This window comes from Sphingobium sp. B8D3B (assembly GCF_025961875.1).
Taxonomy (GTDB): domain Bacteria; phylum Pseudomonadota; class Alphaproteobacteria; order Sphingomonadales; family Sphingomonadaceae; genus Sphingobium.
In genome coordinates this window covers 1,750,870-1,776,973 of record NZ_JAOQON010000001.1, presented here as the reverse complement: position 1 = coordinate 1,776,973, position 26,104 = coordinate 1,750,870, and the positions used below count along the sequence as shown (strand labels likewise).

Sequence of the window (26,104 nt, the reverse complement as noted above, 5' to 3'; positions counted from 1 at the left end):
CGGGGATGGTCGGTCGGCGCGGGCGCCCTGTCAATGCGCAGCCGGTGTTACCAGCTGCCGAAGCCGGGCGCGGCGCCATGATCGCCCGTGCGCCAGCGCGTCGGGCGGCGCCAGCCGAAGCGATGGCGCTTGCGCAGCACGAGCGTCGGCCAGTCGCCATGGTCGAACCGCCAGATCAGCACCATGCCCTGCGCGCGATAGGCCGCCTGCACGCGGCCGGCCTGGCTGCCCAGCAGGCCTGCCAGCATCAGCGTGCCGCCCTCGGCGACCTGTGCGGAGAGGCTTGGCGCCAACTCGATCAGCGGCCCGGCGAGAATATTGGCGATGAGCAGGTCATAAGGCGCAAGGCCCTGAATGAGCGGATGCTCGACCCCCGGCGCGGCGACCAGCCGCAACGCCCCCGCGCCGGCCCCGAGCGGAACGCCGTTCAGATCGGCATTTTCGGCCGAAACGTCTACCGCGACAGGGTCGATGTCCGAGGCGAGCACATGAGCGCGGGGCCACAAGCGGTTGGCAGCGAATGCAAGCAGGCCGGTGCCGGTGCCGATGTCCGCAATATTGCCATAGCGCATACCCCGCGCCTTGAGGTCGGCCAGCGCCAGCAGGCAGCCGCGTGTCGTCTCATGCTGGCCGGTGCCGAAGGCGCGGCTGGCGGGGATGAGAAAATCGATGCGGTCGGTGCGCGGACTGTCCGCCCTGTCATGGCGGACATGGAACGGCCCGGCGGTCATCGGCTCCAGACCGGCCTGACTCTGCGTCACCCAGTCGGTGTCCGGTAATTGCGCGAGCGTGTAGGGGGTGGCGGCGCCATCGGGCATCAGCGCCGCGATGGCGTCGATGGTCGCGCGCGTCGGCTTGGTTTCGAAGATGATGTCGAGCTGCCAGGCATCGGGCTGGCTTTCGTCCGGCTCGCTCGCCAGAATCGCGGGCGGCGAGGGCCAGTCGATGAACAGCGGCTCGGCCTCAAGCTCGAACCGCTCGGCGACGGCGCGCGTGCAGGAAAAGGTCATCTGCCAGGGCGTCGCGGGCGCGACGCTGGCGGTGGAGGAACGCTTTGTCATGCCCTCTCTCTAGCCGATTTGGACGGCAAAGGGAGAGAGAATGGACCGTGTCACCCCCCGCGGAGCGGATTTGTCAGACGGCGCGTCGGATTGGCGGATAAGCCGGCTGCGGCTCTGCCTGGGCGTCGGTCGCCGGTGCCATGGAGACCACGAAATTGGCCGAGCGCGTGCGCAGGGCGCCGAGCAGGTTGCGGACTTCGGTGAAGCCGCTTTCCAGCTCGTCGATCTCCGAGGCGACGATCTCCGTATCCTGCCGGATCGCCGAAATGTTCGATGACATGGAGTCGGCGGCAAGCGCCGTCTCGTCCACTGCAGCGGTAATCATCGTTACGGTTTGCGATTGCGCGTCCATCGCGGTGCGGATGCGCATGCCCATGGTCTGCACGTTGAGCACGGTTTCGCGGATGCGTTCGTTGGTCTCGACCGTATGCCGCGTGGCGTTCTGGATGGCGGCGATCTTCTGCGCGATGTCGTCGGTGGCGTGGGCGGTCTGGCTTGCGAGGGACTTCACTTCCTGCGCGACGACGGCAAAGCCGCGTCCCGCATCGCCAGCGCGCGCAGCCTCGATGGTCGCGTTGAGGGCGAGGAGATTGGTCTGCCCGGCAATATCACGGATCAGGCCAAGGATCGATTCGATGGACTGGGCGTGATCGCTCAGCGCCGTCGAGACGTTCACGGCCTCGCCGGCCTGCTCGGAGGCCAGGGCGGCGACTTCCGCCGCCTGGTCCACTTCGGTGCGGGCTTCCTCGATGGCGCGGATCAGGCCGGAGCTGGTGTGCGCGGCTTCGCGCATGGCGATCGCCGATTGTTCGGCGGCGGCGGCGACTTCGGAAGCCTTGTCGAGCATCCCGCGCGTGGCGTTCGAGGATTCGCGGGCCTGCTCGCGCAGGCGCTCGCCCAGTTGCGCGGCCAGATCGATTTGGGTGTTGAGCAATTCGGAGAATTTGTCGCGCTGGCGCTGGCGCTCGATCCGGTCCTGCTCGCGGATCGTGTCGGCGTAAAAGGCGCAGCACACTTCCGCTTGCACCAGCGAGATGAACCGCATGGCGGCCAGCAGTTCCGAGCGCTCGTCGCGATCGGCAACAAGCTCCGTCAGGATATCACGGACCTTGTCGACCACGCGGTTGATGATGACGATCTGGGTGCGGATGGAGACATCGCGCGCCAGCATCTTCATCACGCCGGTCCGCGCCATCTCCGTCCACTCTTCCCCGGCGAAATCGCTGAGCAGTGTTCGATGGAAGGTTCTTGCGCCCTGCCGTGTGGCTTCCAGCTCCGCCGGGCCGACCGCCGCAAGGTCGATGCAGTGGAGGTACACCGTCATGGCGGTGTCGCCCAATTCGTCGATGCGGTCTCCGAGATAAGCCAGGATTTGACGCGCCCGCCCCGGCAATGTCGCTTGGGGGTCGAACTCCTGCAGCCGTTCAGCCATTGAAATCGTGTCGCTTTTTCCTGCGATCATGGCCTCGGTGCCCCTTTTGTCCTGCCATTTGCCGGGTCGTATGGGGTGGCGTGATATCGGCCTTTCGTTAATCGAGGGCTAACATCCTCTGTTTTCCATGTTCATCGGGACCTCAGTCTGCACATTGGTGACATGGCGCCAGCGAGCGTTTGCAGTGCAGCAGCTTTGCGCTAAAGGGGCGCATTCTTTCACGAACAGGACTGCTCGATCATGGCGCAATCCGGGCGAAGGCCGCTTTCCCCGCACCTCACCATCTGGAAGTGGGGCCCGCATATGCTTCTTTCCATCCTCCACCGCGTGACGGGGGATGGCATGGCGATTCTGGGGGGCCTCGGCCTGACCTGGTGGCTGTATGCAGCGGCGAGCGGACCGGCGGCCTATGCGAACTTCCAATATTATGTCTGGCAAGCGGATGCTGGCGATCTGGCTGGCCTGATCGCCAATGTGATCGCGCGCATCGTACTGATCGGCCTGACCTGGGCGTTCTTCCAGCACATGCTCTCGGGCCTGCGCCATCTGGTGATGGACATGGGCGCGGGCTTTGAGCTGACGGCGAACAAGCGGTGGTCGAAGGTCATTCTCGCCGCCTCGGCGCTGGCGACTGTGGCCTTCTGGGCTTGGATCTTCGTGGGGAGGGCATTCTGATGGGCAGCGGAACCAGACTGGGCCGCGTGCGTGGCCTCGGCTCGGCACGGAGCGGTACGCATCACTGGATCGCCCAGCGTTTCACAGCAATCGGCAATCTGCTGCTGGTCAGCTGGCTGTTAGCCAGCCTGGCGCTGCTGCCGGCGCATGATCATGCGGCCATCACCGGCTGGCTGACCCAGCCCATCGTCGCGGTGCCGATGATGCTGATGATTGTCAGCGTTTTCTATCACATCCGCCTCGGTCTTCAGGTGCTCATCGAGGATTATGTGCATGATGAGGGGCTGAAGTTCGCCACGCTCATCCTGCTGCACTTCTTCGTCATCGGCTGCGCCGCGGTCAGCCTGTTCTCTGTCGCGAAAATCGCCTTGGCCGGAGGGGCGCTCTAATCATGACGCAAGCCTATAAGATCATCGATCACACCTATGACGCCGTCGTCGTCGGCGCCGGCGGCTCGGGCCTGCGCGCCACCATGGGCATTGCCGAAAGCGGCCTCAAGACCGCCTGCATCACCAAGGTGTTCCCGACCCGCAGCCACACCGTCGCGGCCCAGGGCGGCATCGCGGCGAGCCTCGGCAATATGGGGCCGGATCACTGGACCTGGCACATGTACGATACGGTCAAGGGCTCGGACTGGCTCGGCGACCAGGACGCGATCGAATATATGGTGCGTGAGGCGCCGGCGGCGGTGTACGAGCTGGAACATGCCGGCGTGCCGTTCAGCCGCACGCAGGAAGGCAAGATCTACCAGCGCCCGTTCGGGGGCATGATGCAGAATATGGGCGAAGGCCCGCCGGCCCAGCGCACCTGCGCGGCGGCGGATCGTACCGGCCATGCCATGCTGCACGCGCTCTACCAGCAGAGCCTGAAGTATGACGCGGACTTCTTCATCGAATATTTCGCGCTCGACCTGATCATGGAAGACACGCCGGACGGCCCCGTCTGCCGTGGCGTCATCGCACTCTGCATGGACGATGGCACGATCCATCGCTTCCGCGCCCATTGCGTCGTGCTCGCCACCGGCGGCTACGGCCGGGCCTATTTCTCGGCCACCAGCGCCCATACCTGCACGGGTGATGGCGGCGCCATGGTGCTGCGCGCCGGCCTGCCGCTGCAGGATCTGGAATTCGTCCAGTTCCACCCGACCGGCATCTATGGCGCGGGCGTGCTCATCACCGAGGGCGCGCGCGGCGAAGGCGGCTACCTCACCAACTCGGAAGGCGAGCGCTTCATGGAGCGCTATGCCCCGTCCGCCAAGGATCTCGCCTCGCGCGACGTCGTCTCGCGGTCCATGGCGATGGAAATCCGTGAGGGTCGGGGCGTCGGCGCGAACAAGGATCACATCCACCTGCACCTTGATCATATCGATCCCAAGGTGCTGGCCGAGCGCCTGCCCGGCATTACCGAGAGCGGCAAGATCTTCGCGGGCGTGGACCTGACCCGTCAGCCGCTGCCGGTGGTGCCGACCGTCCATTATAATATGGGCGGCATTCCGACCAATTATCATGGCGAGGTTGTCACCCGGAAGGGCGATAATCCCGATCATGTCGTGCCGGGCCTGTTCGCGGTCGGTGAGGCTGCATGCGTGTCGGTACACGGCGCCAATCGCCTCGGCTCAAATAGTCTGATCGATCTCGTGGTGTTCGGCCGCGCGACCGGCAAGCGCATCGCCGAGATCGTGAAGCCTGATACGCCGCACAAGCCGCTGCCCAAGAGCGGCGACGAGCTGGCGCTGGGTCGCCTCGATCATTTCCGCAATGCCAAGGGCGGCACGCCCACGGCACAGATCCGCCTCGACATGCAGCGCACGATGCAGGCCCACGCCGCCGTGTTCCGCACCGAAGAGCTGATGGCGGAAGGTGTCGAAAAGCTCGGCAAGATCTACGAGGGCATGACCGACATCGCGGTCTCCGACCGGTCGCTCATCTGGAACAGCGATCTCGTTGAGACGCTGGAGCTGGACAACCTTATCTCGCAGGCCAGCGTCACCATCCACGGCGCGATTGCCCGCAAGGAAAGCCGCGGCGCCCATGCGCGCGAGGATTATGCCGATCGAGACGATGCCAACTGGATGAAGCACACCCTCGGCTGGTTCGAGGGCTGGGGTGGCAAGGGCGGCAGCGTGAAGCTCGATAGCCGTCCGGTGCATGACTACACGCTGACCGACGACATCGACTATATCGCGCCGAAGAAGCGCGTTTACTGATCGGGTCCATCGCCATGGGGCGCCAACAGAGCGTCCCACGCGATGTGGCTCCGGCAGGCGTTTTCAGCTTGGTCGTCGGGGGATCGTCAGTCGTCTGACGATAGCCGGGCTGGCCAGAGCAGGGGCGGCCAGCGCCCCTACCTGGCTGTCATAGCCTGGCGCTCAGGTCGCTGCGGAAGCGAGTGCCTGTTTGATGCGCAACTTCTCTTTCTTGAGGGTGGCGAGCCGGTAACTGTCCGGCGCAGGACGGGTAATCTCGTCCTTGATCCGGGCCTCCAGCCCGGCATGCTTGGCGTGCAGTGCGGAAACGTGGCTTGTGTCCATCATGTCCTCCTTGGCCATTGCTTCAATGGAGGTTCAGTAGATCACCAATCGCCTCCGCTGTCTCTGGCAATTGCGCGAAGCTGCGATAAATCGAGACCCGTCATGCGGTGTCACGTTCTTTCGTTAAACATTCTTTCTGTGGGCGGACAGAAGCTTGCGGGCACGCGAAAGAAAAGTCGCTAACCACCTTCTTTTGTTGCGCAGTTGCGCATTGCCGCGCCAAGGGTGCCCTGCCATGTAGGCGTGCCGTTCAGAACTGGGGGCGAATCGGTGTTATCGATCGAGGAAATCGAGCAGCGGCTGGAAGCCTTGCGTGTCGAGCATCGCGATCTCGACTGCGCGATTGCGGCTTTGGGTCAGCTTTCCTTGCCCGACCAACTTCAGCTTGCCCGCCTCAAGAAGCGCAAGCTTCGCCTGCGCGACGAGATCACCATGCTGGAAAATAGCCTGATTCCCGACATTATCGCCTGACCGCCCACGGGTATAAGCGGCCGCCGGATCGACGGGAACACCCATCCAGATGGTATATTGAAGGTTAATCGACCTGACGTTCCGCCCGGCTTGTGGCAGCACAGGCTCATGAACGACTCGATGCCCCCGCACGTGCTTGACCGTCAGCTTGTCGACGCCCTGTATGTCGATGCCATGGTGCTGGCTGATGAGGCGCGCTCCTATTTCGATGATCGCGCCGAGGAGCATCGTCAGTCGCTGGGTCGCATCGGCTGGGTCGATTTCTCCTGCGAATCGATCAAGGTGACGACGCGGCTGATGCACGTGATCGCGTGGCTGCTCACGCAGCGCGCGATCTTCAACGGCGAGATGCGCGAATCCGTGCGGGAGGAGGAGCGCTATCGGCTTGGCCCAGCCGCCCTCACGCCGCTCGACGTCTCGTGCCAGTTCAACGAAGAGATGCGCGCGCTCATCGCCAGCTCCGAGGAGCTCTATGCGCGAGTGGCCCGCCTCGAGCGCCAGTTCCTGGCCCGCAGGTCCCGCTTGTCGGCGATGCCGATCAATCCGGCGCATGTTCTGCTGACGCGGCTTGAACGGGCCTTCTGAGCCGTCCGGCCGGACAGCCCGCCGCAAAACGGTACGTCACGCGCGAATGCTGCTTGCAGTCCTGCGACAAGCTCATAGACAGGCCTGATGCTGCGGCGATCGCGTTTGGGCAGGTGTTCCCGTGCAGGTGGGACTTTCATGGCGATCCTGCTGGCGGCGCAGGGCGCGCTGACGTGCGACCGCGCGCTGGCGCAAACGTCGCCCGGTCAAGCCACCCCAGCGCCCGACTCCGCGCAGGACGCGCTCGATCTCGATGACATGCCTGACATCGGCCTCGACTGGCCGGACCTCGATCAGTCGGGGGAAACTCTGGCAGTGGAGGACAGTGACGCTAGAGGAGAGGCCGAGCCCGCGCTAGCGGGTGGGCAGGGGACAGCAACGCCTGCAACGCAAGCTCCTGCCGGTACTGAGCCGGACCCCCTAGGCGGCACGGCGGGCGAAGCGGCAGCCCTCGCTGCGCTCGATCCCACGCAGCCGCTGCGTTATCAGCTCAATCTTGAGGGGCTGGACGATGCCGCCGATCCCATGTTCTACAGCCGGTTCGATGCGCTGTCGGCGCTGCGGACGGGGGAAGGCCACCGTGCCAGCATCGCGCAGATCCGGCGCCGGGCGCAGACCGATGAAGAACTGCTCGAAGATTTGCTGCGCACCCGGGGCTATTATGAGGGCCGGAGCCGCGCGCGCTTTGGCGTCAGCGGAGCAAGCGACCCCTATGTCCGCGTCGCGCTGCGCGCCGTCCCCGGCCAGCGCTTCGCCCTGAGCGCGGTGGAGGTGTTCGGGCTGGAAGGAACGATGGCGGACGGCAAGCCGTTGCGCTCGCTTTTCCCGGTGAAGGTCGGCGACCCGGCCGACACCGACACAATATTGGCCGCGACGAGCGCTTTGCGCGTCAGCCTCGAGGAGGGCGGCTATCCATTTGCGCAGGTGCGCGAACCGGTGCTCACTGTCGACCATCAGCAGCGTCAGGCCCTACTCAGCCTCAACGCCGATACCGGTGACTTTCTTCGCTTCGGCTCGATCCGTGTAAACGACGGCGCGCCGTTCGATGCGCGGCACGTGGCCGTCATCAGCCGCTTTTCTCCGGGCGACCCGTTCAAGCAAAGTGAACTCACCGATCTCAACCGGGCCATCGTCGCGACCGGGCTGGTCTCCCAGCTCACCATCACGCCCGAAGCGCGGCCTGACCGCGAGGCGGTGGACATCGTCGTGAACATGACCCGCGCGCCGCCACGGACGATCGCCGGGGAAATCGGTTATGGCACCGGCGAGGGCGCGCGCGTGGAAATGCGCTGGCAGCACCGCAATCTGGTGCCGCCGGAAGGAGCGGTGACGTTGCGCGGCGTGATCGGTACGCAGGAACAGAGCGCGTCCGCGATCTTCCGGCGCAACAATCTGTGGCAGCGCGATCAGGCTCTCAATGGCGAGCTCAGCATCGCCAATGTCGATCAGCCGGCTTATGATGCGCTGACCGCAGGCATCGCCGCGAGCCTGGAAAAGCACACTAACCTGATCTTCCAGAAGGAATGGACGTGGTCCGCCGGCCTTGAGCTGCGTGTCAGCGACGAGCGGCGCCTATATGAGGGGTCGCCCGATCCGGTGCGGCGCCGCTATCTCATTCTCGCCCTGCCCACCAGCCTGACCCATGATGGCAGCGAGGATCTGCTCGATCCGCGCAAGGGCTTCCGCCTCGGCGGGCGCCTGTCTCCCGAGCTCTCTTTGCAGGATGGCGCCTTCGGCTATGTCCGCGCGCAGATCGATGGCAGCACCTATATTCCGGTCGGCGAGCGACTGACCATCGCCGGGCGCGCGCGTCTCGGCACCATCGTCGGCGCGTCGGCCGACCGCATTGCGCCGACGCGGCGCTTCTACGCCGGCGGCGGCGCCTCGGTGCGCGGCTATGCCTATCAGGCCATCGGCCCGCGCGACCTCAATAACGATCCGGTGGGCGGGCGCAGCCTTGGCGAAATCTCGCTGGAAGCGCGCTATCGCTTCGGCAGTCTCAACCAGTTCGGCATCGTGCCGTTCATAGATGCCGGGACGATCTCGCCCGATCCCCTGCCCACGATCCGCGAGATGCGTGTCGGCGCGGGCCTTGGCTTTCGCTATTACAGCAACTTCGGGCCGATCCGGATCGATGTCGGCACCCCGCTCAATCCGCAACCGGGTGACTCGCGCATCGGCGTCTATGTGTCGCTGGGGCAGGCATTCTGATGGCCGCGCAAGACGAGCCCCTGCCGGAGGGTGCGTCGGAGCAGGCGCCGCCGCCGCCCCGCCGCAAGCGTTCGCTGCTGCGCTCGGGGTTCAGCCTTTCGGTCATCCTGCTCATCGTGGCGCTGGTGGTGGCGCTCTGGGGTGGGGTACGCTGGCTGGATAGCGAAGGCGGCCATCGCTTCATCATCCGCAAGATCGCGCAGTGGGAGGCGACCTCCGGCCTGCGTATCACCGTGGGCGCCATTGAGGGGCGCGTCTTCAACGACATGGTGCTGCGCGATGTGCGCTTTTTCGATACGCAAGGGCAGTTCGCCAGGGTCGATCGCGCCGATGTGAGCTGGTATCCGCTCGGCTGGCTCTCCAACCGGCTCGATCTTGATCGGCTGCATATCCATTCGGCCGACCTTTCCCGCCGGCCCGCGCTCAAGCCCTCGACCTCGCCCAAGCAGCCGCTGCTCCCGGGGTTCGACATTCGGCTGGCGGACCTGCGGGTGGACAGGCTGGGCATCGGCCCGGCGGTGCTGGGCGAGGCGCACGTCGTCCGCGCAATCGGCAATGCCGATGTGCGCTCCGGTCGCGCGGTCATCGATCTTCTGGCGAGCGCGCCGCGCACGGGCGATGTGCTGCGTCTCGCGCTGGACAGCCGGCCCGATGATGGCCGGTTCGATCTCGATGCGATTGTCGTCGGGCCACAGGGCGGCGTGATCGCGGGCACCCTGGATGCGCAGCAACCGGTGTCGCTTCGCATCCATGGCGATGGCGATTGGCGCCGCTGGAAGGGCCGGCTGACGGCACTGACGGCCAATCGCCTCACCGCGAACGTCGCACTGACCGCAGTGGAGGGGCGCTATCAGGCGAAGGGGCCGCTGGCGTTGCTCGGCCCACTCGAACCGCTGACCGTGCTGGGCAGCCAGCAGGCGCAGATCGAGACGGACGTGCGGTTCGACAATCGGCTGCTCTCGGGCACCGCCTCATTGGCGATGCCGGCCGCCAAGCTGACCGCCAATGGCGGCGTGGATTTCGGCCGCAATCGATTTGATGAGCTGCGCGTTTCGGCGGTGGTCGCACGGCCCGGCCAATTGGCGAAGGGCGTCGCGGGCCAGTCCGTCAATCTGCGCGCCCGGCTGTCCGGCGCATTCGATGCCATGGAGGTGGGGTATCTGCTGACCTCTGCCGAGCTGCGGCAGGGCGGGTTGGCGTTTCGCAACATCCGTCTGGAAGGCGAGGGCCGGCTGAACGGCCCGCGCGGACGCTTCCCCATCCGGCTGACGGCGCAGGCACTGACTGTCGGCCAGCGCGCTGTGGACGAGCGGCTGCGCAATCTCGTCGTTCAAAGCGTGCTGCTGAAGAATGGCGATGATCTGCGCATGGATCGCTCGGACGTGCGGGCCAGCGGTTTTCGCGGGCAGATCGAGGGGCAAGGCAATCTCGGCTCTGGGAGCTATCTCGCGAGTTTTCGCGGCGGCCTGAATGGACTGGAGATTGCCGGCCTGGGTCGGCTCGATCTCGATGCCGTGCTGCGGCTGGCCCGACCGCCGCAAGGGCAGAGCAGCTTTTCCGGCACCGCCCGCGCGACGATGCGGCGGCTCGACAATGGCTTCCTGCGTGGCCTTGGGGACGGGTTGCCGGTCATCACCAGCCAAGTCGGGCTGGCGCCGGGCGGCGGCATCGCGTTGCGCGATCTGCGGCTGGTGGCGCCCGCGCTCACCCTTGTCGGCCAAGGGCGGATCGACGGCGCTGGCCAGCTCGATCTGCGCGGGCAGGGCGAGCATCGCGATTACGGTCCCCTGCAACTGGCGCTCGCCGGCAAGCCGGATCGCCCCCGGGTCGACATCACCCTCGCGCGCCCGCTGCCGGCCGTGGGCCTTGCCAATGTCCACGCGCTGCTGACCCCGGACGATCAGGGCTATGCCGTGACGGTCGAGGGCGGCTCGATGTTCGGCACCTTCGCCGCGACCGGCGCCATCCTGCTGCCGCGCGGTGGCGCCGCGACCATCTCGGTGGCGGATCTGGGGGTTAGCGGCGTCACGGTGCGGGGCGATCTCGTGCCCGTCGATGGCGGCTTGCAGGGCGCTCTGTCGCTTTCCGGTCCCGCCGAGGGCGCGGTGACGCTGGGTATGGTCGATGGCGTGCAGCGCATCGGCTTCGATGTCGATCTGAGCGGGGCCAACTTCACAGGCTCGCCGGGCATCGTCATCAATCGTGGCTCGCTGGAGGGCGAGGCCTTGCTCCGTCCTGGCGCGGTGACGATCAACGCCAATGCGCAGGGTCGCGGCGTACGCGTCGGCGGCGTGCGGATCGGGCGGTTCGCCGGCGCGCTGAAGCTGGTCAATGGCGAAGGAACGGCCACCGTCTCCATGAATGCGCGGACCGGGCGCAGCTTCGATCTGCAGGCCCGTGCGGGCATCGCGCCCAACCGGATCAGCATCGATCTGGATGGCTCGCTGGATGAATCGGCGATCCGGCTCGACCGGACGGCGGTGTTCAGCCGGGAAGGGGATGGCTGGCGCCTCGCGCCCGCAACGCTGCGGATGCAGCGCGGCGCCCTGCGTTTCTCCGGCTTCCTTGGCGCGACGCGCACGGAGTTGGACGCCAAAATGCAGGCCGTGCCGCTGCTGCTGCTCGATCTGGCTAATGACAATCTGGGATTGGGCGGCACCATGGATGGTACGGCCCAATATGTCGCGCCGGTCGACGGGCCGCCGACCGGCAAGCTCAATTTGCGCGTGAAAGGCCTCACTCGCTCGGGCCTGGCGCTCAGCTCAGCGCCCATCGATATGGGGCTTAATGCCGAGCTGGATACGCGCCGACTGGCAGCCCGTGCCGTGGTGGCGCGTGGCGGCAAAGTGGTCGGCCGCGCGCAGGCGCTGGTGACGCCGCTCGGCAGTGGGTCGCTGAGCCAGCGGCTGTTCCGCTCGCCCCTGCAGGCCCAGTTCCGCTATGCCGGCGATGCCGACACGCTCTGGCGGCTCACCAATGTCGAGATCGTTTCGCTGGGCGGCGATCTGCGCCTCTCCGCCAGTGCTGGCGGCACCTTGTCCGATCCTCGGATCGAGGGGACGCTCTCCACGCGCAATGGCCGCATCACCAGCCCGGTGACCGGCATGGTGATCCGCGATGTGCAGGCGAGCGGTCGGTTCAACGGATCGCAACTGTCGATTCCAGACCTTCAGGGCCGGGCCGGCAGCGGCAAGGTTACCGGTACGGCGGTGTTCGATCTCTCTGCCGAGCGCGGCATCGGCATGGATATCGCGCTGCAGGCAGATCGCGCAGTGCTGATGGACCGCGACGATGTCGGCGCGACAGTGACCGGCCCCGTACGCATCGTCTCCTCCGGCAGCGGGGGCACGATCTCGGGCAATCTGGAGGCCGTCTCCAGCCGGTTTACGCTCGGGCGCGCCAGTTCGTCGACGGAAATTCCGCGTCTGCGTCTGGTGGAGATCAACCGCTCGGGCGATCAGGTGGAGCGGGCGCGGGCGGACGCGCCCTGGCGGCTCGACATCACCGCCAAGGCGCCGCGCGGGCTCATCGTTGAGGGGCTGGGGATGCAGAGCGAATGGTCGGCCGATCTCAAGATCGGCGGGCTGGCGACCGCGCCGGCCTTTTCCGGCGTGGCGACGCTGACGCGCGGCACCTATGATTTCGCGGGGCGCCGGTTCGACCTGCAGGAGGGCCGCCTGACCTTTACCGGCAGCACGCCGGTCAATCCGCGCCTCGATATCCGCGCGGTTGCGGACGTGCAGGATCTGAGCGCGACGATCAACGTCACTGGCACCAGCATGCGGCCGATCATCGCCTTCTCCAGCATTCCGGCGATGGCGCAGGATGAACTGCTCTCCCGCCTGCTGTTCGGCACCTCCATCGCCAATCTCTCGGCGCCTGAGGCGTTGCAACTCGCCTCGGCCGTGGCGGCATTCCAGGGCGGGGGTGGCGGTCTCGACCCGATCAACGCCGTCCGCCGCGCGACCGGTCTCTCGCGGCTGCGTGTGCTGGCGGCCGACACCACGACGGGGCGGCAAACGTCCATCGCCGCCGGCAAGAACATCGGCGATCATCTCTATGTCGAGCTGATTACGGACGGGCAGGGCTATAGCGCCACCAGCATCGAATATCAGATCACCCGCTGGCTGGCCTTGATCTCGACGGTCTCCACCATCGGCCGCCAGAGCGCCGCGGCGCGAATTTCCAAGGATTATTGAGCCGGGGTCGGCGGCGTCAGTCGGCGGCGCCAGCTTCCGTGGCGGAACCAGTAGAGGCAGAGCAAGGCAGCCGCGACGTTGGCGATGGGATAGCTCCACCACACGCCTGCGATGCCCCAGGGGGTGGCATAGGCGATCAGATAGGCTGCGGGCATCTGAAACCCCCATTGCATAATGATCGAGATGATCATGGAGTGGCTCGGGCTGCCCGCGCCCCGGAACGCGCCGAGCAAGGCCTGCGGCACGGTCAGTACGCCCAGAAAGGGGAAGTAGACATAGGCGAAGGTCGAGGCGAGGGCGATCACTTCCGGTTCGCCCGGCGCCAGCGCGGCCATGATCGCGGGCACGAACGGCAGATTAAACAAGCCGATGAGCGTCATCCCGCCAAAGCCGAGCCAGGCAGAAAGGCGCGCAGCCTGTTCCGCGCGCTCGGTGAGGCCGGCGCCGACATTCTGGCCGACCACGGCTGCGGTGGCGATGGAGAGGCCGAGCATGGGCGTAAACCAGAAGAATAGCGGCCGCGTCCCCACGCCATAAGCAGCAAGGCCGAGCGTGCCGAAGCTGGCGGCCAGCGCCATGAGCAGCACCGAGCTGAAGGTGCGGATCGCCTGCTCGATGGAAGCAGGCAGGCCAAGCCCCAGCGCCAGGCGGATATGCGACCAGTCCGGCCGAAAATGCCGGGCCCGCACATGCAGGACGGATCGCCCTGAGAGCATGTGATGGAGCAGCACCAGCAGCGCGCCGATCTGTACGATCACCGTCGCCAGCGCAGCCCCGGCAATGCCCAGGGCGGGAAACGGCCCGATGCCGAAGATCAGCAGCGGATCGATCAGTGCATTGGCGATGACGCTGCCGATCTGCACGCGCATGGCAAAGCGCACCTCGCCGGTGGCCTGCAACATCGCCTGCATGGCCATGAAGCCAAACATCGGCACCATGCCGATGAAGCGGACGTGCAGATAATCGGTTGCCCGCGCATGGATCGCCGGTTCCACACCGATCAGGGTGAGCACGGCCGACGCCGACAAGGCGCCCGCGAGGGTGAAGGCCAGCGCGACGATGCCGACCATCAGCAGGGTCTGCGCCGCGACATGATCGAGCGCCTCTATGCGCCGCGCCCCCATATTCTGCGCGATCAGCACGGCGCCGGCGGTCGATAGGCCTGAGCCCAGGCCGATCAGCACGAAGAACAGCGGGCCGCTGGCGGTCACCGATGCAATTGCGGCCTCGCCGAGCCGACCAACCCAGAAGGCATTGACAATATCGAAGCTGGCCTGCGCGAGATTGGTGACGGTGATCGGCCAGGCTACGCGCAGCAGCACCGTGAGCAGCCGCCCTTCCGTCATCGAGACGCTTCTGCCGCTCATTGTCGCGCGATCCTCCCCCAGCTTCGCTCAGGGGTAGAGAGCGGCCCTGCGGATGACAAGCGACGATGATTCGCGCGCCCTATGCGTGAAGTCGGCGTGGGTCATCGGCATTCACCCACAACAAAAGGCCCGGGATCTTTCGATCCCGGGCCTTCCGTTCCGCTTAATCCTGGGGATCAGGAGCTGTAGTACATGTCGAACTCGACCGGGCTGGGCGCCATTTCCCAGCGGTACACTTCCGGCCACTTCAGCTCGATATAGGCGTCGATCTGGTCCTTGGAGAACACGTCGCCCTTGAGCAGGAAGTCGTGGTCGGCTTCCAGGCTGTTCAGCGCTTCACGCAGCGAGGCGCAAACCGTCGGAACCTGGCTCAGCTCTTCGGGCGGCAGGTCGTAGAGGTTCTTGTCCATCGCCTCGCCGGGGTGGATCTTGTTCTCGATGCCGTCGAGGCCGGCCATCAGCAGCGCGGCGTAGCACAGATAGGGGTTGGCCATCGCATCGGGGAAGCGGAACTCGACGCGCTTCGCCTTGGCACCCGAACCGTAAGGAATACGGCAGGAAGCCGAGCGGTTGCGGGCCGAATAGGCCAGCAGCACGGGCGCCTCGAAACCGGGGACCAGACGCTTGTAGCTGTTGGTCGTCGGGTTGGTGAAGGCGTTGAGGGCCTTGGCGTGCTTGATGACGCCACCGATGAAGTAGAGGCACATGTCGGACAGGCCGGCATAGCCGTTACCAGCGAACAGCGGATTGCCCTTGTCCCAGATCGAGATGTGGGTGTGCATGCCGGAGCCGTTGTCCTGCGCGATCGGCTTGGGCATGAACGTGGCGCTCTTGCCATAGGCCTGGGCGACCATCATCACGACATACTTGTAGATCTGCATGCGGTCAGCGGTGGTGACCAGCGTGCCGAAGGTGAGGCCCAGCTCGTGCTGCGCGGCCGCCACCTCATGGTGGTGCTTGTCGCAGGGCAGGCCCATTTCGAGCATGGTCGTGACCATCTCGGCGCGGATGTCCGTGCAGGGATCGACCGGCGCGACGGGGAAGTAGCCGCCCTTGGCGCGCGGACGGTGGCCGAGGTTGCCGGCTTCATATTCGCGGCCGGTGTTGGTCGGCAGCTCGATGTCGTCGATCTTGTAGAAGGACTCGTTGTAGTCCGTGTTGAAGCGGACGTCGTCGAACATGAAGAACTCGGCTTCTGGCCCCACATACACGGTGTCGCCGAAACCGGCGGCCTTCACATAGGCCTCGGCGCGCACGGCGGTCGAGCGCGGATCGCGGCCGTAGAGTTCGCCGCTCGAGGGCTCAACGATGTTGCAGAACAGGATCATCATCGGTGTCGCGCTGAACGGATCGACATAGACCGCGTCCAGATCGGGCTTCAGGATCATGTCGGACTCGTTGATCGCCTTCCAGCCCTCGATGGAGCTGCCGTCGAACATGAGGCCTTCCTCAAGCTCGTCCTCGCCCAGCACGCCGGCGCACATGGTCAGGTGCTGCCACTTGCCCTTGGGATCGGTAAAGCGCAGATCGACCCATTCGATCTCCTTTTCCTCGATCATCTTGAGGATGTCTTTGGGCGTATTGGCCATGAGGATGTTACCTTCTCTTTGGTCTGAGTTGTTGCGGGTTTTCGGTCAGCGAACGGAAACGGTCAGATGGCAGCTTCGTCGAGCTCGCCGGTGCGGATGCGCACGGCCTTTTCAACGGGTATGACGAAGATCTTGCCGTCGCCGATGCGGCCCGTCTGTGCGGCGCTGGAGATGGCATCGACCACGCGATCGACGATCTCGTCCGCGACCACCACTTCGAGCTTCACCTTCGGCAGGAAGTCCACGACATATTCGGCGCCGCGATAAAGCTCGGTGTGACCCTTCTGTCGCCCGAAGCCCTTCGCCTCCGTGACGGTGATTCCGGATACGCCGACTTCGTGCAGCGCTTCCTTCACATCATCCAGCTTGAACGGCTTGATGATTGCTTCCACCTTCTTCATGTCACACGCACCCCTTTGTTTCGCGGTTTGAATGCGGACCGCGACATGATGCCTGGACGATTTCGACCCAGGCGACACGCGCGACCGCGCAGGAAATCGGACGCTACAGCGCCCGTTCGCGAATCACCAGCCAAGCATTGGACACTTTGCGGCGACTTGTCGACATTGCCCGGATTTCGGGCATTTTGGGCAGCGGTTGCCCAAATAATAGGCACCCATATGCGCCTATCGAAACAAGAGCTCCGGATAGCGACCAGCTTCAATAAGGCGGGCGGTGCAAACCCTTGGGGCTGAGCGTGAAAATCTCGCAGCCATCCTCGGTAATGCCGATCGAATGCTCGAACTGCGCCGAGAGCGAACGGTCGCGCGTGACCGCCGTCCAGCCATCCTCGAGCATCTTCACCGTCGGCTTGCCGGCATTGATCATCGGCTCGATGGTGAAGATCATGCCCGGCCGCAATTCGGGGCCGGTGCCGGGTCGCCCGACATGGATGACTTCGGGCGCGTCATGGAACACCCGGCCGAGGCCGTGGCCGCAGAAATCCCGCACCACGCCATAGCGATGCCGCTCGGCATAGCTCTGGATCGCATGGCCAATGTCGCCGAGATGATTGCCCGGCTTTGCCTGCTCGATGCCCAGCATCAGGCAGTCATAAGTCACGTCGACCAAGCGCCGCGCCTTCACCGGCACATCGCCGACCAGGTACATGCGGCTGGTATCGCCATGCCAGCCCTCGACCAGCGGGGTGACGTCGATGTTGACGATGTCGCCGTCCTTGAGCGGCTTGTCGCCCGGCATCCCGTGGCAGATCACATTGTTGAGGCTGATGCAGCAGCTATAGGCATAGCCGTGATAGCCCAGTGTCGCGGGGACGGCGCCGGCATCCAGCATCATCTGGCGGATTAAATCATCGATGTCGGAGGTCTTCGCGCCCGGCACGACCAGTGGTACGATCGCATCGAGAATCTCGGCGGCCAGCCGCCCCGCCTTGCGCATTCCGGCAAAGCCCTCCGGACCATGCAGCTTGATGGCGGAGGTGCGGACGTTCTGGGTTTCGGCGGTCGGCGTGAGATAGGTCGTCATCCGCTCCATATAGGGGGAGGCGTGCGGAAAGGCGATAGGCTTGCCAGGGGAAGGGGGGACGCAATGCAGGACGCTGCCGAAATAGCCGGAGGGGACCTCAGCGGAGGCTGCGCGTGCGGCGCGGCGCGCTATCGCGTTTCGCGCGCGCCGATCTTCGTGAACAATTGCCACTGCCGGCGCTGCCAGGTGCAGACGGGGTCGACATCGGTCGTCAACATGTTCGTGGAGGCCGAAAGCGTGGCCCTCTTGAGCGGAACGCTCAGCGAGCATGTCGTAAAGGCAGGCAGTGGCGGCGACCATATCATCTGCCGCTGCACCGCATGCGGGACGGCGCTCTGGAGCTATTATCCCCGGCTGGGCCGGCTCGGCGCGGGGGTGCGGGTCGGTACGCTGGACGACCCCGCGCGGGTGAAGCTGGACGCGGTGATCTTCACCGCCAGCAAAATGCCATGGACGGCGCTGCCCGAGGATATCCCGAGCTTTGAGGCCACTTACAACCCGGCCGAGCTCCTACCGCCCGAACGTTTCTCGCGCCTTGAGGTGCTCATCGCCCAGCGCGCGGCTGGCGGCGGATGACAGCGCCGGGCAGAAATTTTCCGGTCTCGCTTGGCGCGATGCGGCGCCGGGTCTAAAGCCGGGCCATGAGCGAACGCATCTGGACTGCCGCCCTTCTCGTGATTGGCGACGAGATTCTTTCTGGTCGCACGCAGGACCGCAATGTGGCGCAGATCGGCACCTGGCTGAACGTGCAGGGCATCCGCCTGCGGGAAGTGCGCGTGGTGGGTGATGATGCGGCGGCAATCGGCGAGGCGGTGAATATCCTGCGCGCCCGCAACGATTATCTTTTTACCACGGGCGGCATCGGCCCGACGCATGACGATATCACGGTCGATTCCATCGCGGCTGCCTTGGGCGTTCCCGTGGTCGTCCATCCCGAAGCGCGTGCAATCCTGGAAGCCTATTACGCCTCGCGCGGAGGCATCAACGAGGCGCGGCTACGCATGGCGCGCGTGCCGGAGGGCGCCGCGCTGATCCCGAATCATTATTCCGGCGCCCCGGGTATCCAGGTCGGCAACATCTTCATCATGGCCGGTGTGCCGCACATCACAGCAGGCATGCTCGCGGAACTGACCGGCAAGCTGGAGGGCGGCGCGCCGCTGCTCTCGCGGACGATCGGCTGCAATGTCGCCGAAAGCGAAATTGCCGATCAGCTCGCCCAGATCGAGCGGCGGCACGAGGGGTGCCAGATCGGCAGCTATCCCTTCTTCCGCGAAGGCAAGGTCGGGGCCAATTTCGTAGTCCGCGCCACCGATCAGGCGCGGCTCGACGCCTGCGTGCACGATCTCAACGCGGCGCTGGTCGCGGCGGGTTTTCAGCCGGTCGACGGCGGTATCTGACACACAGAGGGCGGCCCGCGCCTGGCGGTGATGCGGGGGCGTGCTCTATCCCGCATATTCCGTCGCGCGAACGAACATCCGCACGAGACGCTGGCGAAGGGCCTGACGCTGGTCGAAATTGTCGATGGTAGCGGCGCGCGCGAGATCCCCGCAACGCCCCGAGAACTGCACTGCCCCGGCGTCCTCGGCGCAGCGCTTGAGCCAGCCGGCCGATGTGGCGACGGCGCGGTCATGGATTGTCAGCGCGCGGGTGCAGAGCGCCGGCATGTCGTCGGTGCAGCCCATCGCGAAGGCCAGATAAGCGATATAGTCGGGCGCCCACACATCGTCGGAGACGCCCATCGCATCAGCGTCTGGAATGTCGTCCGCAAGGATTTCGCAGCCATTTCCGTCGATGAACGGGCTATCATTGTGGAGGAAGCAGGCGCGGGACAGGATGTTGAAGGCCCTTTCCAACTGCGGTTCGCCGGCCAAACCCCTGCGGTAGATGATGCCCAGATATTTGCAGGCATAGGGGCCAATCCCGATGTCGGATGAATCGCAGACGCGCGCCATTTTCTCCTTCGCGGCACCGTAGCTGCGCAGCGTGGTATTCAGAAAATAGATCTTGCCGGCTTCGTAGCAGCCGCCCATCTGAAAGCCCGCGTCGCAGGATGCCTCGTAGGCGGCGAGGGCGGCGCGTGCATCGCCCCGCCGTTCCGCCGCGACGCCGGCCTGCCAGCAACTGTCGACGTTCGAGTCTTTCACGCAGGCAGCGGAAGACTGCTCGCCCCCGGACGAGGCCTGCGCCGGCTGGGCCGTCGCTGCGCTCGAGAGAACCATCGCGCCGATCATCATGACGAGGGCTGCCAGCACTGATCGCATTCTTTGTCTCCCGAGCCGACGAATGGGCCGCATCAGTCAGGAAGCGGCCATCACACGCTGCATCTGCCGACCTCCGCAGCGTGGATCAAGCGCAGTGGAGCGGCTACCCCCAAATGCATCGGGCGAGCGGGAAAATCCAACCGGTTCGGTGGCTTAATGCTGGCAGGAATGTCTGAAGGCTGGAGCGGGTGAGGGGAATCGAACCCCCGTCGTCAGCTTGGGAAGCTGCTGCTCTACCATTGAGCTACACCCGCTAATCAGGCGTTTCGCGCTGATCAGGCCGTCCCTGTTGCATCGTTTTGGCAACCGCGGCGGCGGCGACGCCTATGGCATAGGCTCATCACAGCGTCAATTTGCGAACGACGCGGCTCGGCGCCTGACACTGCGGCTGGGGAAACGCATGAGCAGCCAAGTTGCGGTCGCGAAAGGTCGGGCTTTAACGGTATCAACTTCGCTCAGAATCGACCGGCTGCTTGCCGGCTGCTCTGTTAGCAATACCGAAACACCCGAAGTCGACCTCAGCCAGGTTACTTTCACGTTTGATCAAGACGAGCGCTCTGTGCACCGCGACCATGTTGCGACGTCCCTCGACGAGATTTGATAGAGCGGCAGACATATCATCCAACAGAGTTTGGAAGCGCGCCGGCTCAATCACCGTGGTGCGTTTGGTTTCGAGGATGCTTGTCGTCAGCCGCGCCAGATCGAGCAGGGCCAGGTCCGTACTGTTGGAGGCGGTTTCGATGTCGGCCGCAATGGTGCGACCGCCGGCTTCAGAAATGTCCATAAATCCTCCGAGATGCAGATGTACCGGGTGACGCCGCCAGTGTTAGCCTGGGGACCTTTTCTCGCAAGTGTGCTGCCAGTTCCAGCGGGCGGGAACCCTCATGGATTGGCGGCGTTGGTTCAATTGGTCTGGCATGTGGCGGCGGGGATGCTGCTCATCTCCTCCTGGGACCTTTTCGGGGAAGTATAATCGTCACGAATATCCCTTATTGTGGCGCACCACCGGATCCGAGCCGGCTTCTACTCAGCTGGAACTTCGACCCCTGGTTGTTGGGCGCCATGCTGGGCGGGACGATCCTGCTGCTCGCGACCGTCGGGCGACAGCGGCCCGGTCTCGTCGCCGCCGGTTGCGGCATTCTGCTGGTCGCGTTTGTATCGCCGCTCTGTGCCCTCGCTAGCGCATTGTTCTCCGCGAGAACCGTGCACCACATTCTGCTGGTCGCCTGCGCGGCGCCGGTCTTCGCGCTTCTTTTGCCACGCGGGCGCTCCGGCAGCGCGGCGCTGCCCTTCGCCGTATCCACGGGCACGCTCTGGCTTTGGCACATCCCCGCTTTCTACACGGCGGCGCTCAATCATCATGGTCTGTACTGGCTGATGCAGCTTTCCCTGCTCGGCACCGCCATCTGGTTCTGGCACGCGATACTCTCGGCACGCGCGGCGTGGCCTGCCGCGATGGTCACGCTTGCCGCCGGGGTCGGGCAGATGGGCCTGCTGGGCGCGCTGATCACCTTCGCGCCCCGCGTGCTCTATCCCCATCATCGCATCGCGCCCCTGGCCTATGGAATCGATCCCTTGCACGATCAGCAGCTTGCCGGTCTGATCGTGTGGGTGCCGGCGATGCTGCCTTATGTCGTGATCGCCGGACTGATCGCGCGCCGCGCCTGGAGCGACGGCTGGCGGTGGACGCCGGCGTGACAGCGTGGATTCCGCTCATCAAGGGATTGCACATCGCCGCGATCCTGTTGTGGGCCGCCGGCCTGATCGCCTTGCCGCTGCTGTTGGCGCAGCATGAGCGCGGGCAGGGTCAGCAGGCGTATCAGCGCATCCGCCGCTTCACCCATTATGGCTATACTCATTTGCTGACGCCGGCTGCGGTGGTCGCGGTTGCGGCCGGCACGGCGCTGCTGTTTCTGCGCGAAGTGTTCGTGCCCTGGATGTTCGGCAAGCTGCTGTTCGTGGGGCTGCTGGTCGGGCTGCACGCTTGGATCGGCAATCTCGTCGTGCGGATGGGCGAGCATGGCAATCAGCGCCAGCCCTCGCCGATCCTGCCGCTCGTGCTGCTCGCCCTCCTTCTGTGCGCGGCGATCTTTGCGATCGTACTAAGCAAGCCCTCCATCGACTTGACCATGCCGGACTGGCTGACGACGCCGCGCGGCCGTCAATTGCCGGTCGACGAGGTGCCGATTTGATAGTCAAACACCAGCTTGCCGCCATGCCACCCGGCAAAGGCCACGAAAATGGCCGACAGCACGGAGAGCAGCAGGCCATAAGGGAGCACGGCGGATTCATAGCCGGACAGCCGATAGCCCCAATTGGCGCCGAGGACGGACAGCAAGGTGATCGCGACGATGAAGTGCGTCCAGCTTGCCGCACGAGCGCGAATACCCGGCACGCTCAGCAGCTCGACCGTTCCGGAAAGGCCGGCGAGCAGGCCCATCAGAAAGGCCATGCCGGTGCTCCACAGCGCCGCGCGCGCCCAGAAGCCGTCTCCGGTCCACCAGTAGAAGAGATCGGCGCCGAGCGCGCAGGCCGCAAGGCCGATCGGGAACGAGACCAGCATGGCGTGAACGGGGTGACCGGACACCGCGATTTTCGATTCCGCGTCATCGAACGAGGGGTTCGCGCTGATCGGGTCGGTCAGCGCATCCTCGCGCTGTTCGGTGCTGGGCATGGCCGTCCTTTACGCTGTCTGCGCTCTCGGGTCATAATGCCCGGCGCGGCCTTTTTCTCCAGCGGCTGTGCCGGCCGCTACTCGACGCTAGAGCCCGCAGGGCCGGCGGCGGATGCTATCGCGTCCTTGTGGTGGGTCATGCTGGCCGGGGCGGTGGCGATCCTTGTGCTGGTCTGCGCGCTGCTCGCGCTCGCTTTTCGACGCGGCTCACTGGAGCGCCCGACCTCGGCCAAGCGGTGGATCATCGGCGGCGGGCTCATCTTCCCGTCCGTCGTTCTCGTCGCGCTGCTGGCTTATGGTCTGGTCATTGGCGAGCGGCTGCTGCCGCGCAACGATGCGCAGACCCTGCGCGTCATCGCCGAAGCGAGCCGGTGGCAGTGGACCTTCACGCAGCCCGGCGGCACCGGCGGTGTCGTCACGCAGGATGTGCTCAACATTCCCGCCGGCCAGCCGGTTGATGTCGAACTGCGGACGCTCGACGTCATTCACGCTTTCTGGGTGCCGCGTCTCGCGGGCAAGATGGATGCCATTCCCGGCCATCGCAATGTCCTGCGCATCGAGGCCAGCGTGCCGGGCGTCTATCATGGCCTGTGCGCCGAGTTTTGCGGCCCGGGGCACACGGGTCACGCTTTCCGCGTCGTCGCGCATGATGGGGCGGGCTGGGCGCGCTTTGTGGCGGGGGACGAGCAGTGAAGGCGCTCCAGCTTCATCGTGCCCTAGAGCGCATCTGGGGAACGCCGCGCGGCTGGCGGGGCACCATCTCGACGGTCAATCACAGCGTGATCGGCGTGCGGTTGATGGTAACCGCCTTCATCTTCTTCCTGATCGGCGGCCTTCTGGCCATGCTGATCCGCGCCCAGCTGGCGACGCCGGGCAGCGTCTTTGTGGGGCCGGATATCTACAACCAGCTGTTCACGATGCATGGCAGCATCATGATGTTTCTGTTCGCGATCCCCATGTTCGAAGGGTTCGCGATGTACATGCTCCCCAAGATGCTGGGTGCGCGCGACCTCGCCTTCCCGCGTATCACGGCCTATGGCTGGTGGTGCTATCTGTTCGGCGGCACGATGCTGATCGTGGCCATGCTGCTGGGCGTCGCGCCCGATGCGGGCTGGTTCATGTACACGCCGCTGTCGTCCAAACCCTATTCGCCGGGGATCAATTCCGATTTCTGGCTGCTCGGCATCACCTTTGTGGAGATTTCCGCGATGGTGACGGCGGTCGACATCGTCGTCTCGATCCTCAAATTGCGGGCGCCGGGCATGTCGTTGGATCGGATGCCGCTGTTCGCCTGGTACATGCTGGTGACAGCGCTGATGATGCTGATCGGCTTCCCGCCGCTCATCCTTGGCTCCATCCTGCTTGAACTGGAACGCGCGTTCGGCTGGCCGTTCTTCGATGCGGCGCGGGGCGGGGACTCCCTGCTGTGGCAGCACCTCTTCTGGCTGTTCGGCCACCCGGAGGTCTACATCATCTTCCTGCCGGCCGCCGGCGCGATCTCGACGATCCTGCCGGTCATGGCGCGGACCCGCATCCTTGGATATGGCTGGATCGTGGCGGCAATCCTCGCGCTCGGCTTCCTGAGTTTCGGGCTGTGGGTCCACCACATGTTCACCGTCGGCATCCCCCATATGGCGCTGGCGTTCTTCTCCGCCGCCTCGACGCTGGTGGCGGTGCCGACCGGGGTGCAGATCTTTGCCTGGCTGGGCACGCTATGGGCCGGCCGGCCGCAGATGAAGCTACCGATGCTCTACCTGATCGGCTTCTTTGTCACCTTCGTGATGGGCGGGTTGACCGGCGTGATGGTCGCCATGGTCCCATTCAACTGGCAGGCGCATGACAGCGCCTTCGTCACCGCGCATCTCCATTATGTGCTGTTCGGCGGCTTCGTCTTCCCGATGCTGGCGGCGGCCTATTACTGGCTCGGGCATTTTACGGGGCGGCAGTATAGCTACACGCTCGGCAAGGCAGCCTTCTGGCTGATCTTCACCGGCTTTCACCTGACCTTTTTCCTGATGCATCTGGTCGGCCTGCTCGGCCAGCCCCGCCGCATCGACAGCTATCCCGAGGGGCTCGGCTGGACAGGCTATAATCTGCTCTCGTCGGTCGGCGGCTTTGTGATGGCGAGCGGCGTGGCCCTGTTCGTCATCGATATCGCGCTGCAGATCTTCCACGCGCCGCGCACCCGCCGCAATCCGTGGAATGCGGGCACGCTGGAATGGGCGATGATGCTGCCGCCGCCGTCCTACAACATCGCGAGCCTGCCCCATGTCGATGACCGCGAGCCGCTCGAAAAGGCGCCCGACCTTGCGCTTTCGCTGGCGCGCGGGGAGGGCTATCTTGCCGAGCCCCGCCATGGCTGGCGCGAGACGCTGGCCGTCGACACGGCAAGCGGGCGGGTGGAGCACATCGTCGTCCTGCCGGGCAACACGACGCTGCCTTTGTGGACGGCGATGGTCACCGGCAGCTTCTTCCTGCTGATGCTGTTCAAGCTCTACATCTTGGCGCCGGTGCCGCTCATCCTGCTGGCGGCGCTTGGCTGGCGCTGGGCGTGGCTCCTTGGCGACAAGCAGGTTCGCGGCGCGCTGCCCATCGGACATGGGGTCGAGGCGCCGCCCCATGCCGAGATAGGCGGATCGCCCGGCTGGTGGGGCAGCGTGTTCCTGCTGTTCGCCAACGGCACCTTCTTCGGCGCGCTTCTGTTCGGCCATGCCTTTCTCTGGATCATCGCCCCGAACTGGCCCCCGCCGGCGCTCGTCCTGCCTTCCCTCCCGATTTTGCTGGCGGGGATCGTGGGGGCGGGGGTGGCCGCGCTGTTCGGCCGCCGCCTGCGCCATGTTGCTATTGCCGGGGGTGGGCTGGCGACGTTGCTGGCCGCGTTGATCGTGACCGCATGGCTGCTGGCTCCCGCACCCACGCTGCATGCTTATGGGGCGGTGGTGGCCGTGCTGCTCGGCTACGCCATACTCCATGCGGCACTCGCTCTGCTGATCGGCCTGTTCGTCTGGCAACGGCGTCGGGCAGGATTTGTGGCCGCCACCCATGGCGCTGAGCCGAGGATCGCACGGCTCTGGGCGGATTATGCCATTGCCGTCTGCGCTATCACCCTCGCATGCACCCATCTTCCCGGACTGATGGCATGACCGCGTTGCTCCGAGCGATGGCAGGTTTGATTGCCTGGGCGGCGGCATTTGCGCTGTTATATGCCGTGCAGGGCCTCTCCTGCGCCTGGGGCTGGGACGATGCCCGACTCGCTAGCGTGAGCGCCGCGCGGGTGGTGCTGGTCGTCATCTACCTGGTTTCGGTTGGTGCGGCGGCATGGCTATGCTGGGTCTTTCGGCCCCGCTCCAATCGTATGGACCTGCTGGCCTGGCTGGCCTTTGCCAGCGCCGTCACCGGTCTGGTCAGCATCTTGTATACCGGCATACCGGTCCTCACCGCGACCATCTGCACCTGAGGGCTCGCCCTCACGGGAGAAGGCCGTCGCCGGACGCCCTCTCGACGCTGGCGCCTCAGAGCGACCTTGATCGAGCCGGACATTCGCCGGGCTGATCTGGAAATCCG

At 65.3% G+C, this 26,104-nt stretch carries 24 protein-coding genes and 1 tRNA gene; 14 read left to right on the top strand and 11 right to left on the bottom strand.

The genetic code is table 11. From position 1 onward, the window contains the following. Positions 1 to 47: 47 nt before the first annotated feature. Positions 48 to 1,061 carry a 50S ribosomal protein L11 methyltransferase gene (locus M2343_RS08370; protein WP_264576290.1) on the bottom strand — a complete coding sequence of 338 codons (1,014 nt, stop codon included), beginning with the start codon at positions 1,059 to 1,061 and terminating at the stop codon, positions 48 to 50. A gap of 73 nt (positions 1,062 to 1,134) precedes the next feature. Beyond that, positions 1,135 to 2,493, bottom strand: coding sequence for a methyl-accepting chemotaxis protein (locus tag M2343_RS08365; protein ID WP_264576289.1), 1,359 nt, complete (start codon positions 2,491 to 2,493; stop codon positions 1,135 to 1,137). Positions 2,494 to 2,733: 240 nt separating this feature from the next. Between M2343_RS08365 and sdhC the strand changes: the two genes are divergently transcribed. The 3 genes from sdhC to sdhA are packed head-to-tail and all read left to right on the top strand — an operon-like array spanning position 2,734 to position 5,374. Further along, complete coding sequence (gene sdhC, locus M2343_RS08360) at positions 2,734 to 3,168, top strand: succinate dehydrogenase, cytochrome b556 subunit (protein WP_264569748.1); 435 nt, start codon at positions 2,734 to 2,736, stop codon at positions 3,166 to 3,168. Then, positions 3,168 to 3,557 carry a succinate dehydrogenase, hydrophobic membrane anchor protein gene (gene sdhD, locus M2343_RS08355; RefSeq protein ID WP_181559024.1) on the top strand — a complete coding sequence of 130 codons (390 nt, stop codon included), beginning with the start codon at positions 3,168 to 3,170 and terminating at the stop codon, positions 3,555 to 3,557. Before sdhC ends, sdhD begins: the two co-directional genes overlap by 1 nt. Before the next feature lie 2 nt (positions 3,558 to 3,559). Then, the gene (sdhA, locus tag M2343_RS08350; RefSeq protein ID WP_264569749.1) at positions 3,560 to 5,374 is read left to right on the top strand and encodes a succinate dehydrogenase flavoprotein subunit; all 1,815 of its coding nucleotides are present in this window, start codon (positions 3,560 to 3,562) and stop codon (positions 5,372 to 5,374) included. A gap of 162 nt (positions 5,375 to 5,536) precedes the next feature. Here the strand turns inward: sdhA and M2343_RS08345 are convergent, their stop codons facing one another. Then, a complete protein-coding gene (locus tag M2343_RS08345; protein WP_181561349.1) occupies positions 5,537 to 5,698 on the bottom strand; it encodes a YdcH family protein in 162 nt (53 codons plus the stop codon). 243 nt (positions 5,699 to 5,941) lie between these two features. Between M2343_RS08345 and M2343_RS08340 the strand changes: the two genes are divergently transcribed. From M2343_RS08340 to M2343_RS08325, 4 genes are all read left to right on the top strand, one after another. Beyond that, positions 5,942 to 6,169, top strand: coding sequence for a YdcH family protein (locus M2343_RS08340; protein WP_264588476.1), 228 nt, complete (start codon positions 5,942 to 5,944; stop codon positions 6,167 to 6,169). Between the two features lie 108 nt (positions 6,170 to 6,277). Next, on the top strand, positions 6,278 to 6,754 hold the full coding sequence (locus M2343_RS08335; RefSeq protein WP_264569750.1) for a DUF1465 family protein: 477 nt from the start codon (positions 6,278 to 6,280) through the stop codon (positions 6,752 to 6,754). 138 nt (positions 6,755 to 6,892) lie between these two features. Then, positions 6,893 to 8,965, top strand: coding sequence for an autotransporter assembly complex protein TamA (locus M2343_RS08330; protein WP_264576288.1), 2,073 nt, complete (start codon positions 6,893 to 6,895; stop codon positions 8,963 to 8,965). After that, a complete protein-coding gene (locus M2343_RS08325; RefSeq protein WP_264576287.1) occupies positions 8,965 to 13,164 on the top strand; it encodes a translocation/assembly module TamB domain-containing protein in 4,200 nt (1,399 codons plus the stop codon). The genes M2343_RS08330 and M2343_RS08325 overlap by 1 nt, the downstream gene beginning before the upstream one ends. Here the strand turns inward: M2343_RS08325 and M2343_RS08320 are convergent. From M2343_RS08320 to map, 4 genes are all read right to left on the bottom strand, one after another. Continuing rightward, complete coding sequence (locus tag M2343_RS08320; protein ID WP_264576286.1) at positions 13,158 to 14,531, bottom strand: MATE family efflux transporter; 1,374 nt, start codon at positions 14,529 to 14,531, stop codon at positions 13,158 to 13,160. The genes M2343_RS08325 and M2343_RS08320 overlap by 7 nt on opposite strands. 176 nt (positions 14,532 to 14,707) lie before the next feature. Then, positions 14,708 to 16,120, bottom strand: a complete 1,413-nt coding sequence (gene glnA, locus M2343_RS08315) for a type I glutamate--ammonia ligase (protein WP_181559031.1) — start codon at positions 16,118 to 16,120, stop codon at positions 14,708 to 14,710. A gap of 62 nt (positions 16,121 to 16,182) precedes the next feature. Beyond that, positions 16,183 to 16,521 carry a P-II family nitrogen regulator gene (locus M2343_RS08310; RefSeq protein ID WP_181559032.1) on the bottom strand — a complete coding sequence of 113 codons (339 nt, stop codon included), beginning with the start codon at positions 16,519 to 16,521 and terminating at the stop codon, positions 16,183 to 16,185. Between the two features lie 259 nt (positions 16,522 to 16,780). Beyond that, complete coding sequence (map, locus tag M2343_RS08305) at positions 16,781 to 17,605, bottom strand: type I methionyl aminopeptidase (RefSeq protein WP_264576285.1); 825 nt, start codon at positions 17,603 to 17,605, stop codon at positions 16,781 to 16,783. 63 nt (positions 17,606 to 17,668) lie between these two features. Here map and M2343_RS08300 point away from each other — a divergent pair, with 63 nt between their 5' ends. Together M2343_RS08300 and M2343_RS08295 are read left to right on the top strand one after the other, a co-directional pair. Further along, the gene (locus tag M2343_RS08300) at positions 17,669 to 18,181 is read left to right on the top strand and encodes a GFA family protein (RefSeq protein WP_264576284.1); all 513 of its coding nucleotides are present in this window, start codon (positions 17,669 to 17,671) and stop codon (positions 18,179 to 18,181) included. Positions 18,182 to 18,246: 65 nt separating this feature from the next. Then, positions 18,247 to 19,002: a competence/damage-inducible protein A gene (locus tag M2343_RS08295; protein WP_181559035.1), complete on the top strand. Its 756-nt coding sequence runs from the start codon at positions 18,247 to 18,249 to the stop codon at positions 19,000 to 19,002. 45 nt (positions 19,003 to 19,047) lie between these two features. Here the strand turns inward: M2343_RS08295 and M2343_RS08290 are convergent, their stop codons facing one another. The 3 genes from M2343_RS08290 to M2343_RS08280 all read right to left on the bottom strand — a co-directional run bounded on the left by M2343_RS08290 (position 19,048) and on the right by M2343_RS08280 (position 20,650). Further along, on the bottom strand, positions 19,048 to 19,866 hold the full coding sequence (locus M2343_RS08290; protein WP_264576283.1) for a hypothetical protein: 819 nt from the start codon (positions 19,864 to 19,866) through the stop codon (positions 19,048 to 19,050). A gap of 180 nt (positions 19,867 to 20,046) precedes the next feature. Beyond that, positions 20,047 to 20,120, bottom strand: a tRNA-Gly gene (locus M2343_RS08285). Between the two features lie 191 nt (positions 20,121 to 20,311). Continuing rightward, positions 20,312 to 20,650 (bottom strand): hypothetical protein, encoded by a 339-nt coding sequence (locus tag M2343_RS08280; RefSeq protein WP_264576282.1) that lies wholly within the window; start codon positions 20,648 to 20,650, stop codon positions 20,312 to 20,314. A 278-nt stretch (positions 20,651 to 20,928) separates the two neighbouring features. Here M2343_RS08280 and M2343_RS08275 point away from each other — a divergent pair, with 278 nt between their 5' ends. Both M2343_RS08275 and M2343_RS08270 read left to right on the top strand, forming a co-directional pair. Next, positions 20,929 to 21,564, top strand: a complete 636-nt coding sequence (locus tag M2343_RS08275; RefSeq protein ID WP_264576281.1) for a cytochrome c oxidase assembly protein — start codon at positions 20,929 to 20,931, stop codon at positions 21,562 to 21,564. Beyond that, positions 21,561 to 22,058, top strand: a complete 498-nt coding sequence (locus M2343_RS08270) for a CopD family protein (protein WP_264576280.1) — start codon at positions 21,561 to 21,563, stop codon at positions 22,056 to 22,058. The genes M2343_RS08275 and M2343_RS08270 overlap by 4 nt, the downstream gene beginning before the upstream one ends. On the opposite strand, the gene M2343_RS08265 is transcribed toward M2343_RS08270, so the two are convergent. Beyond that, positions 22,028 to 22,540 carry a DUF2231 domain-containing protein gene (locus M2343_RS08265; protein WP_220128507.1) on the bottom strand — a complete coding sequence of 171 codons (513 nt, stop codon included), beginning with the start codon at positions 22,538 to 22,540 and terminating at the stop codon, positions 22,028 to 22,030. The genes M2343_RS08270 and M2343_RS08265 overlap by 31 nt on opposite strands. A gap of 36 nt (positions 22,541 to 22,576) precedes the next feature. Between M2343_RS08265 and coxB the strand changes: the two genes are divergently transcribed. From coxB to M2343_RS08250, 3 genes are read left to right on the top strand one after another with little or no spacing between them, the layout of a single operon-like run. Then, positions 22,577 to 23,233, top strand: coding sequence for a cytochrome c oxidase subunit II (coxB, locus tag M2343_RS08260; protein ID WP_264576279.1), 657 nt, complete (start codon positions 22,577 to 22,579; stop codon positions 23,231 to 23,233). Beyond that, on the top strand, positions 23,230 to 25,683 hold the full coding sequence (gene ctaD, locus M2343_RS08255; RefSeq protein WP_264576278.1) for a cytochrome c oxidase subunit I: 2,454 nt from the start codon (positions 23,230 to 23,232) through the stop codon (positions 25,681 to 25,683). The genes coxB and ctaD overlap by 4 nt, the downstream gene beginning before the upstream one ends. Further along, positions 25,680 to 25,997, top strand: a complete 318-nt coding sequence (locus M2343_RS08250; protein WP_264576277.1) for a hypothetical protein — start codon at positions 25,680 to 25,682, stop codon at positions 25,995 to 25,997. Before ctaD ends, M2343_RS08250 begins: the two co-directional genes overlap by 4 nt. Positions 25,998 to 26,104 lie beyond the last annotated feature (107 nt).